Consider the following 8,180-nt stretch of genomic DNA (forward strand, 5'->3'; position numbering starts at 1 on the left):
CCGGCCGGACGCCCGAGACCGGGCCGGTAGGGTCTGCACGCATGGGAGAGCAGGACATGCCTACCGGTCCGGCGCACGCGAAGGCCGACGACACGGTGAAGCACCCGCAGTACGGACCGGGCAACGGCCCCGCCCACACGGGCAGGCGGCGCCTCGGCGTCATGGGCGGCACCTTCGACCCGATCCACCACGGGCACCTCGTGGCGGCCAGCGAGGTCGCCGCGCAGTTCGAGCTGGACGAGGTGGTGTTCGTCCCCACCGGCCAGCCGTGGCAGAAGTCCCACCGCAAGGTCTCCCCGGCCGAGGACCGCTACCTGATGACGGTCATCGCGACCGCCGAGAACCCGCAGTTCTCCGTCAGCCGGATCGACATCGACCGCGGCGGGCCCACCTACACCGTCGACACCCTGCGCGACCTGCGCGCCCTCAACCCCGACACCGACCTCTTCTTCATCACCGGCGCCGACGCCCTCGCCCAGCTGCTGACCTGGCGCGACTCGGCGGAGCTGTTCTCCCTCGCGCACTTCATCGGCGTCACCCGCCCCGGCCACCAGCTGACCGACCCGGGCCTGCCGGAAGGCGGCGTCTCGCTCGTCGAGGTGCCGGCGCTCGCCATCTCCTCCACGGACTGCCGGGCGAGAGTCGCCAAGGGGGACCCCATCTGGTACATGGTGCCGGACGGAGTCGTGCGCTACATCGACAAGCGCGAGCTGTACCGCGGCGAGTGAGCCGAGAGGGGCACCGGTGAACGACCGATACGACGCGGGGTACGGAGACGGTCCGTACGAACTCGCCGGCTACGACGAGTACGGCCGGCCCGTGTACCAGCAGGTACCGGCCGGGCAGCCTTTCCAGGCGCAGCAGGACCCACAGGCTCACCAGGCCCAGGCCACGGCCTACGACCCGTACGCCCAGCAGCAGGGGTACGGCTACGACCCCTACGCCACCGGCCAGCAGCCGCCGGCGTCCGGCTACGACCCGGTCCCGCAGCAGTCCGGCTACGACTCGGGGCAGCACTCCGGCCACGGCCCGGGCCCGCAGCCGGGCGCCTACGACCCCTACGGCTCCCAGGTCCCGTACGACCCGTACGCCACCGGTACCCAGGGCACCACGGGCCACGACCCCTACGGGCAGGCCGCGACAACCGGCCGGCAGCCCCGGGCCGCCGAGCAGACCGCCTACATCCCGCAGCAGGCCGGTCCCGCGGAGGACCGGCACACCGCCGGGGAGACCGACCCGGCGCCGCCGGAACCGGACTACCGCACCGAGCAGTTCGCCTTCGTGGAGGAGCCGGACGGCGACTCCGAGGACGTCATCGACTGGATGAAGTTCACGGAGAACCGCACCGAGCGGCGCGAGGAGGCCCGCCGCCGCGCCCGCAGCCGGCTGATCGCCCTGCTCGTGGTCCTCGCCCTCGTCGCGGTCGCCGGCGTCGGCTACCTCTGGTACGCCGGGAAGCTGCCCGGCCTGTCCTCCTCCGACGGCAAGGACGGCACCACCACGCCGGCCGCCGCCCAGAAGCGCGACGTGCTCGTCGTCCACCTGCACAACACCGCCCAGGGCGGCACCAGCACGGCGCTGCTGGTCGACAACACCACCACCAAGCAGGGCACCACCGTCCTGCTGCCCAACTCCCTGGCCCTGACCGGGGACGACGGCAGCACCACGACCCTCGCCAAGTCCGTGGACGACGACGGCACCTCCGGCACCCGCGACCAGCTCGACACGGTCCTCGGCACCGACATCCAGGGCACCTGGCGCCTCGACACCCCCTACCTCCAGAACCTCGTCGACCTCGTCGGCAACATCGAGATCGACACCGACACCGACGTGCCCGACCCGGACACCAAGAAGAAGGGCGCCGCGCCGCTCGTCCACCGGGGCCGGGGCCAGACCCTCAGCGGCAGGATGGCCGTCGCCTACGCCACCTACCGCGCCGCCGGGGAGTCCCCGAACGCCCAGCTGGAGCGGTTCGGCCAGGTCATGCAGGGCGTGCTGCGCAAGGTGTCCTCGGAGCCGTCGTCGGCCACCACCACCGTGCAGACGCTCGCGCAGATCCTGGACCCGCCGCTCACCGACAAGGACCTCGGCTCCTTCCTCGCCCGGCTCGCCGACCTCGCCAAGAACGGCGCCTACAAGACCGCCCTGCTGCCCGTGGGGGCCGACGGCACGCTCAGCGCGCAGACCGGCGACAGCGTGGTCAAGGACATCCTCGGCGGCACCGCCAAGAGCCCCGACGCGGGCTCCGCGGTCCGGGTCTCCGTCCGGAACGCCACCGGGGTGAAGGACGACCTGGAGAAGGCCCGCGTCGTGCTCCTCAACGGCGGCTTCACCTTCCTGGAGGGCGGCAGCGCCGCCGGCACCGAGGCCACCTCCGAGGTGGTCTACGCGGACGCCGCCGACAAGGCGAACGCCACCGAGGTCGCCAAGACCCTCGGTCTGCCGGCCGGCTCCGTGACCAAGGGCAGCGTCTCCTCCGGCGCCGACGTCTCGGTGGTCCTGGGCGGCGACTACGCGCCGTCCGCGTCCTGACACCGGGCCGCCCCGGGCCGGGGCGGCCCGGGGCGCACCCCACGTGCCCGCCGTAATCGCGTGGGGTGCGCCCGGTGGTCCGTGAGACCCTTGACGTCAACAGACCGCCGACGGAAAGCCATGTAGTGACCGCCACCGACCGTTCCCTTGAGCTCATCCACACCGCCGCCCAGGCAGCGGCCGACAAGCTCGCCCACGACGTCATCGCCTACGACGTGAGCGACGTCCTGTCGATCACGGACGCCTTCCTGCTCGCCTCCGCCCCGAACGACCGCCAGGTCAAGGCCATCGTCGACGAGATCGAGGAGCGCCTGCTGAAGGAGCGCGGCGCCAAGCCGGTCCGCCGCGAGGGCGACCGCGAGGCCCGCTGGATCCTGCTCGACTACGTCGACATCGTCGTCCACGTCCAGCACAGCGAGGAGCGCGTCTTCTACGCCCTGGAGCGGCTGTGGAAGGACTGCCCCGAGCTGGAGCTGCCCGCCGACGCCAAGGCCACCCGCGGCAAGGCCGAGGAGCACGCCAGGCTCCAGGCCGCGGAGGCCGACCAGGAGCCGGGCGGAGAGTGGTGATGAGCGCCACCGGTGAGGTGTCCGACCGCACGGGCCGGGGCCGCCGCGTCATCCTGTGGCGGCACGGCCAGACCTCGTGGAACGTCGAGCGGCGCTTCCAGGGCACCACGGACGTCGAGCTGACCGAGACCGGTGTCGGCCAGGCCCGCCGTGCCGCCCGGCTGCTCGCCTCCCTGCGGCCGGACGCGATCGTCTCCTCGGACCTCCGGCGGGCCGCGCACACGGCCGCCGAGCTGGCCGCGCTCACCGGCCTCGACGTCACCCGCGACGAGGGCCTGCGCGAGACGTACGCGGGCGTCTGGCAGGGGCTCACGCACGAGGAGATCATCGCCCGCCACGGCGAGGAGTACGCCGCCTGGAAACGCGGTGAGGCGGTCCGCCGCGGCGGTGGCGAACTGGAGACCGAGGTCGCCGACCGCGCCGCCCCCGTCGTGCTGCGGCACGTCGAGAAGCTGCCCGTGGACGGCACTCTCGTCGTCGTCAGCCACGGCGGCACGATCCGCACCACCATCGGCCGGCTGCTCGGCCTGGAGGCCCGGCACTGGGAGAGCCTCGGCGGCCTGTCCAACTGCTGCTGGTCCGTGCTCGGCGAGGGCGCCCGCGGCTGGCGCCTGCTGGAGCACAACGCGGGCACCCTCCCGGAGCCCGTCCTCGGCGACGACGACTGACCCGCCCGCGGGCCCCCGGACCCCGGATTTCACTTTCCGGCAGGTCACAGGCTAAAGTTCTTCTTGTTCGCCCCGCCGAGCGGGGCGAGAAACCATACGGCCCGGCCGTGTGGGAGCCCGGGGCTATAGCTCAGTTGGTAGAGCGCCTGCATGGCATGCAGGAGGTCAGGAGTTCAATTCTCCTTAGCTCCACTGATCGACACTCTGTCGAGTGGTCAAGATCGGTGATGAAGATCCCGTCCCTCAGGGGGCGGGATCTTCTGCGTTGTGCCGACCGGCCCGCGCCGTGCCGACCGGCTTGAGTCGTCCGGGCCCCGCGGCCATACACCTCCGCGGGGCCGTGTCCGGACTGGTACTGAGGCGTCGCTGACCGTATTGGTCCGGTCGTGGCAGAATCAAACGGCCGGAAGGGGACGCGGCCCGACGGGAGGGAGTAGCGATGCCTGCGAGCATCCTCGAGGAGGGCTGCCACCTCCTCGAAGCGGCGTTGATACGGGACTCGACCACCCGGCTGAGCTGCCCTTCCTGCGGTTCCGCGCATGTGGCCCAAGTGCTCGGCGACAACGGCGGAATCTCCTACGTGTGCACGGCCTGCGGCCACAGCTGGAGCTGATCGATGGGTGCACACAGGCGGAAGTGCGACTGGTGCGGGAGCGGAACCCCGATCGTCCGCGACATGGAGCCGATCAACTCCGAGTACCAGTACTGGTGCGAGGAGTGCGCGCGGGCGCTGATCATAAAAGGCGACCCGATCGAGACGTACCGGGAGCTGGAGGGCGAGCCGATCTACGGCCGGCTCCTGGAGGAGCACTGCACGCTCAAGCGGTTCTACCAGTTCGTCACGGCCTGAAGCGGACCTCGCCGGGCCCCGGCGCCGGGTTCCGGGCCAGTGCGAGGAAGAGCGCGCCGGTCCCGGCGTAACCGGCCGAGAGCAGGAAATCCACGGCACCCAGGCGGAGTTCGGGCCGGCTGGTGCCGTGCGGCACCCACCACGGGACGTACGAGCAGAAGACCAGCAGGGTGCCCAGCGCCGCCGCCCGGTGCCCGCGTGTCCACAGCAGCGCCACCAGCGGCACGCACCACACCCAGTGGTGGGTCCAGGACACCGGGCTGATCAGCAGGGCGGTGACCGCGCAGGCGCACACCGCCCAGGCCCGCCGCCCCCGCAACTGCGCCCGTACCGCCACCGCGAGACCCGCCACGGTCACCACGGCCGCGCCCGCCGCCCAGGGCAGTCCCGGGTCGGGCGTGTGCAGGAGGCGGGCCAGGACGCCGCGCAGGGCCTGGTTGCCGGTGTCCTCGGAGTGCCCCACCCGGCTCGCGCGGAACAGGGCGCCCGTCCAGAACCGCCGGGAGTCGTACGGCAGGACGGCCGCCGCCAGCAGCGCCGCCCCGGCGAACGTGACGGCCGCCCCGCGCGCGTGCCGCAGCCACGGCTGTCCGCGCCCGCCCCCCAGGCGGTCCACGAGGCCCGCGGCGAGCAGGAACACCGCGAACAGCGCGGGCGTCAGCTTGACGGCCGAGGCCAGCCCGATCCCCACCCCACTCCAGCGGTCGTACCCGCCGGCCGGGCGGCGGGTCAGGTCCCACAGCACCAGGACGGCCAGCAGCAGGTTGATCTGGCCGTAGCGCAGGGTCGTCCACACCGGCTCGCACCACACGGCCGCCGCCGCGATCCACCAGGCGGTCTCCCCGCGCGCGTGGCCGACGAGTCTCAGCGACAGCCGCACGAACACCACCAGGAGCGCGAGGTTGCCGGCCGTCACCAGCGCGCGCAGCGGCGCGGTGTCCAGCAGCGGCAGCGGGGTGAAGAGCAGCGCCGCGAACGGCGGGTAGGTGGTGGGCAGGTGTGCGGTGGTCGCCCGCAGCGCGTACAGGTCGTCACCGGCGAGCACGGCGGCGCCCTCGGCCCGGTACACCATCAGATCGATCATCGACACGTGCGCGGCCCGCTGCGCGGCCCACAGCGCCGCGAAGGACACCAGGCACACGCCCGGCGCGACCAGGGCCCGGCGGTGGCGTGCGGACGGCGTGATCACGGTCATGAAAGGCGACATTAGCGGTCGTACCGGAGCCGAGCCGGAATCGATTTGGTGCTGGCCCCACGGGCCTGTAATGTTTACGACGTCGCCGGGGGAACCGGGCGAAACAACAGAACAAGGGGCTATAGCTCAGTTGGTAGAGCGCCTGCATGGCATGCAGGAGGTCAGGAGTTCAATTCTCCTTAGCTCCACAGAAGTCGAAGGCGGATCATCCCGGTGGATGGTCTGCCTTCGGCGTGTTGTGGGGAAAGCGGAGCGCCGGTGGGGCGCGCGGAGGGACGGGCCGCCCGGCCGGGATCACCCGCCCCTCCGCGTGGTTCAGCGGCCCAGGGCGCGCCGGCCCCGCCCCGGGGAGAGGACCGGCAGATTCCGCGACGGCGCTTGCCCGCGCGCGTCCTCCTCGATGCGCAGGGCGAGTGCCGGGCAGCGGCGCACCGCGCGCAGCGCCTTCGCCTCCGCGTAGCGCGGCACCTGTGCCTGGGCGACGGTCGGGAAGCCGTCGGCGCCCAGCTCGAACACCTCCGGAAGGATGTCCGCGCACAGCCCGTGGCCCCGGCAGAGCGTCCAGTCGACGAGGATCCTCCGACGGCTGGCGCCGGCCTCCTCGGGCGTGCTGCCGCCCGGGACGCCCGTGGCGGTCCCGCCTCCCTCGAAGAGCGGCAGAACGCCCCGCACGGGCCGTCCGCAGCCGTTGCCCAGGACGTGCGCGGCCAGGTCGTCGGTGAACGCCTTGACGGTCGACTCCAGGAACATCGCCGAGCCGTCCGGGTGCGAACACGCCCCGCGCCGCTTGACGTTCCTCGCGACCTGCTTCAGTGCCTCCAGGGCGGCCGGCCCGCCGCCCTGGAGGACGTCCTCCAGCCCGCGCGCGGCGGCGGGCAGTCCCAGGTAGCAGGGCCCGCACTGGCCGGCGCTCTCCTGGGCCAGCCACTGCGCCACCCGCAGCGACTCGCCCAGCGGGCACGTCTCCTGGCCGATCGGCAGGATCGCGCCGGCGCCCAGCGAACCGCCGACCGCGTCCAGCGAGTTGCGGGAGACGACCGCCTCGTCCACGGTCGCCGCGTCGATCCACTTGCCGTGGTAGCCGCCGGTCAGCACGCCCTGCGGCACCGGCGGGGCACCGGCCAGCTGGAGCACGTAGCGCAGCGGCACGCCCGTGGGGACCTCGATCACCATGGGGCGGGCGACCGCGCCGGACACGGTGAGCAGCACGGTGCCCGGCTCGTCGTACAGGCCCGTGTTGCCGTAGCGCTCGGGGCCGATCCGGGCGGCGACGGCGAGCTGTGCGAACGTCTCCGCGTTCGACAGCAGCGTGGGCGCGCCGCCGACACCGCTCCGGGAGGCGCTGATCTTGCGGCCGGGCGGGATCGCCGGGCCGCCGTCGATCGAGCGGATCAGCGAGGCGGCGGCACCGGTGACCATCCGCACCGGATTGCGCTGCACCCACGCGCGCAGTGCCGCTCTGCGGCTGTTGCCCAGACCGCGTTCGGCGAGCGCGGCCTCCATGGAGCGCTGGGTGGACTCCCGGGTGACGCCGATGACGAGCGTGCGCGCGCCGAGCGCCTCGGCGCACAGCAGCGCGCCGTCCAGGATGAGGTGCGGGGCGCGGTTGATCAGCACCGTGTCCTTGCGGCAGGCCGGTTCGTCCTCGCTGCCGTTGACCACGACGACCGGCCGCACCCCGCGCTTGATCGCCGACTCGGCGACCGAGCGCAGCTTCTTGTGGAAGGGGAAGCCGGCGCCGCCGCGGCCCCTGAGGTTGACGCGTTCGGAGAGCTGGGCGAGTTGTTCGCCGCCCAGCGGGTCGAGTGGTCCGTGCACCTTCAGGTGCAGCGGCAGGTCGAGCCGCTCCACAAGGTCGAAACCCGACGTGAGCTGGGGAAGTCCGACCACGCGTACTTCGGGGACGTCGGGCAGGGCCTCGTTCACTCAAAGCCTCCGGAAGGCGTGTTCCATGGTGCGCCCGGACCCCGTGTCCCGTAGGACGGGCCGGGCGGCGTTTCGGTGGCGGGACCGCTGTCGAGCGGGTCGCCCGGGTGGTACGTGCCGTGGCGGCCGTTCGTCTCACCGGTGTCGTACACGTCACCTCCGCCGTACCCGGCGGTGCCCGGGCCGCCCTGGGCCGGGAAGGGGTGTCCGGTCTCCTGGAACGGGTCGTACACGGACGGGGGCGCCTCGCCGACCGGCGGCGGTGACGGGACCGGCCAGCCGTCCGGGGTGCCGTGAGGGCCGGCGACGCGCGGGAAGGCCTCCGTGGGCCGTGGGTCCGGTGGCAGGTCCGGGCGGGCGGTCCGGCCGGCCGCGAAGGGCCGCCGCGGGCGGCCGGGCGCGGACACCGCGCGGTAGGCCGCCGCGAAGCCGGCGGCGGG

Annotated in this window: 8 protein-coding genes, 2 tRNA genes and 1 pseudogene; 8 read left to right on the forward strand and 3 right to left on the reverse strand. The window is 73.1% G+C overall.

Annotated elements, in window-relative coordinates:
* Positions 1-41: 41 nt before the first annotated feature.
* The 7 genes from nadD (at position 42) to IF37_RS0131020 (ending at position 4,619) form a co-directional block, all read left to right on the forward strand.
* Positions 42-728, forward strand: a complete 687-nt coding sequence (gene nadD, locus IF37_RS0130990) for a nicotinate-nucleotide adenylyltransferase (RefSeq protein ID WP_030750031.1) — start codon at positions 42-44, stop codon at positions 726-728.
* A gap of 16 nt (positions 729-744) precedes the next feature.
* Complete coding sequence (locus IF37_RS0130995; RefSeq protein ID WP_030750034.1) at positions 745-2,532, forward strand: LCP family protein; 1,788 nt, start codon at positions 745-747, stop codon at positions 2,530-2,532.
* A 125-nt stretch (positions 2,533-2,657) separates the two neighbouring features.
* Positions 2,658-3,101, forward strand: a complete 444-nt coding sequence (gene rsfS / locus IF37_RS0131000; RefSeq protein ID WP_030750037.1) for a ribosome silencing factor — start codon at positions 2,658-2,660, stop codon at positions 3,099-3,101.
* Positions 3,101-3,769 carry a histidine phosphatase family protein gene (locus tag IF37_RS0131005; RefSeq protein WP_030750040.1) on the forward strand — a complete coding sequence of 223 codons (669 nt, stop codon included), beginning with the start codon at positions 3,101-3,103 and terminating at the stop codon, positions 3,767-3,769. Before rsfS ends, IF37_RS0131005 begins: the two co-directional genes overlap by 1 nt.
* A 119-nt stretch (positions 3,770-3,888) precedes the next feature.
* Positions 3,889-3,961: transfer RNA gene (locus IF37_RS0131010), tRNA-Ala, on the forward strand.
* A gap of 247 nt (positions 3,962-4,208) precedes the next feature.
* The gene (locus IF37_RS43910) at positions 4,209-4,382 is read left to right on the forward strand and encodes a hypothetical protein (RefSeq protein ID WP_106981889.1); all 174 of its coding nucleotides are present in this window, start codon (positions 4,209-4,211) and stop codon (positions 4,380-4,382) included.
* Positions 4,383-4,385: 3 nt separating this feature from the next.
* Complete coding sequence (locus IF37_RS0131020) at positions 4,386-4,619, forward strand: hypothetical protein (RefSeq protein WP_030750043.1); 234 nt, start codon at positions 4,386-4,388, stop codon at positions 4,617-4,619.
* On the opposite strand, the gene IF37_RS0131025 is transcribed toward IF37_RS0131020, so the two are convergent.
* Positions 4,609-5,814 (reverse strand): glycosyltransferase 87 family protein, encoded by a 1,206-nt coding sequence (locus IF37_RS0131025; protein WP_030750053.1) that lies wholly within the window; start codon positions 5,812-5,814, stop codon positions 4,609-4,611. The two genes, IF37_RS0131020 and IF37_RS0131025, sit on opposite strands and share 11 nt — an antisense overlap.
* Positions 5,815-5,929: 115 nt before the next feature.
* Here IF37_RS0131025 and IF37_RS0131030 point away from each other — a divergent pair.
* Positions 5,930-6,002 (forward strand) — tRNA-Ala (locus IF37_RS0131030).
* 127 nt (positions 6,003-6,129) lie between these two features.
* Here IF37_RS0131030 and IF37_RS0131035 read toward each other — a convergent pair.
* The gene (locus IF37_RS0131035) at positions 6,130-7,740 is read right to left on the reverse strand and encodes an NADH-quinone oxidoreductase subunit NuoF family protein (RefSeq protein WP_030750056.1); all 1,611 of its coding nucleotides are present in this window, start codon (positions 7,738-7,740) and stop codon (positions 6,130-6,132) included.
* Positions 7,737-8,180, reverse strand: a pseudogene (locus IF37_RS0131040) (cytochrome b/b6 domain-containing protein); the annotation flags it as partial. The gene IF37_RS0131035 and the pseudogene IF37_RS0131040, both read right to left, overlap by 4 nt.

The organism is Streptomyces sp. NRRL S-31 (assembly GCF_000718775.1).
Lineage (GTDB): Bacteria > Actinomycetota > Actinomycetes > Streptomycetales > Streptomycetaceae > Streptomyces.

Bases quoted from the DNA above. Each gene is read 5' to 3' on its own strand.
- nadD (WP_030750031.1), top strand. From the start codon at position 42: ATGGGAGAGCAGGACATGCCTACCGGTCCGGCGCACGCGAAGGCCGAC.
- IF37_RS0131005 (WP_030750040.1), top strand. From the start codon at position 3,101: ATGAGCGCCACCGGTGAGGTGTCCGACCGCACGGGCCGGGGCCGCCGC.
- IF37_RS43910 (WP_106981889.1), top strand. From the start codon at position 4,209: ATGCCTGCGAGCATCCTCGAGGAGGGCTGCCACCTCCTCGAAGCGGCG.
- IF37_RS0131020 (WP_030750043.1), top strand. From the start codon at position 4,386: ATGGGTGCACACAGGCGGAAGTGCGACTGGTGCGGGAGCGGAACCCCG.
- IF37_RS0131025 (WP_030750053.1), bottom strand. From the start codon at position 5,814: ATGACCGTGATCACGCCGTCCGCACGCCACCGCCGGGCCCTGGTCGCG.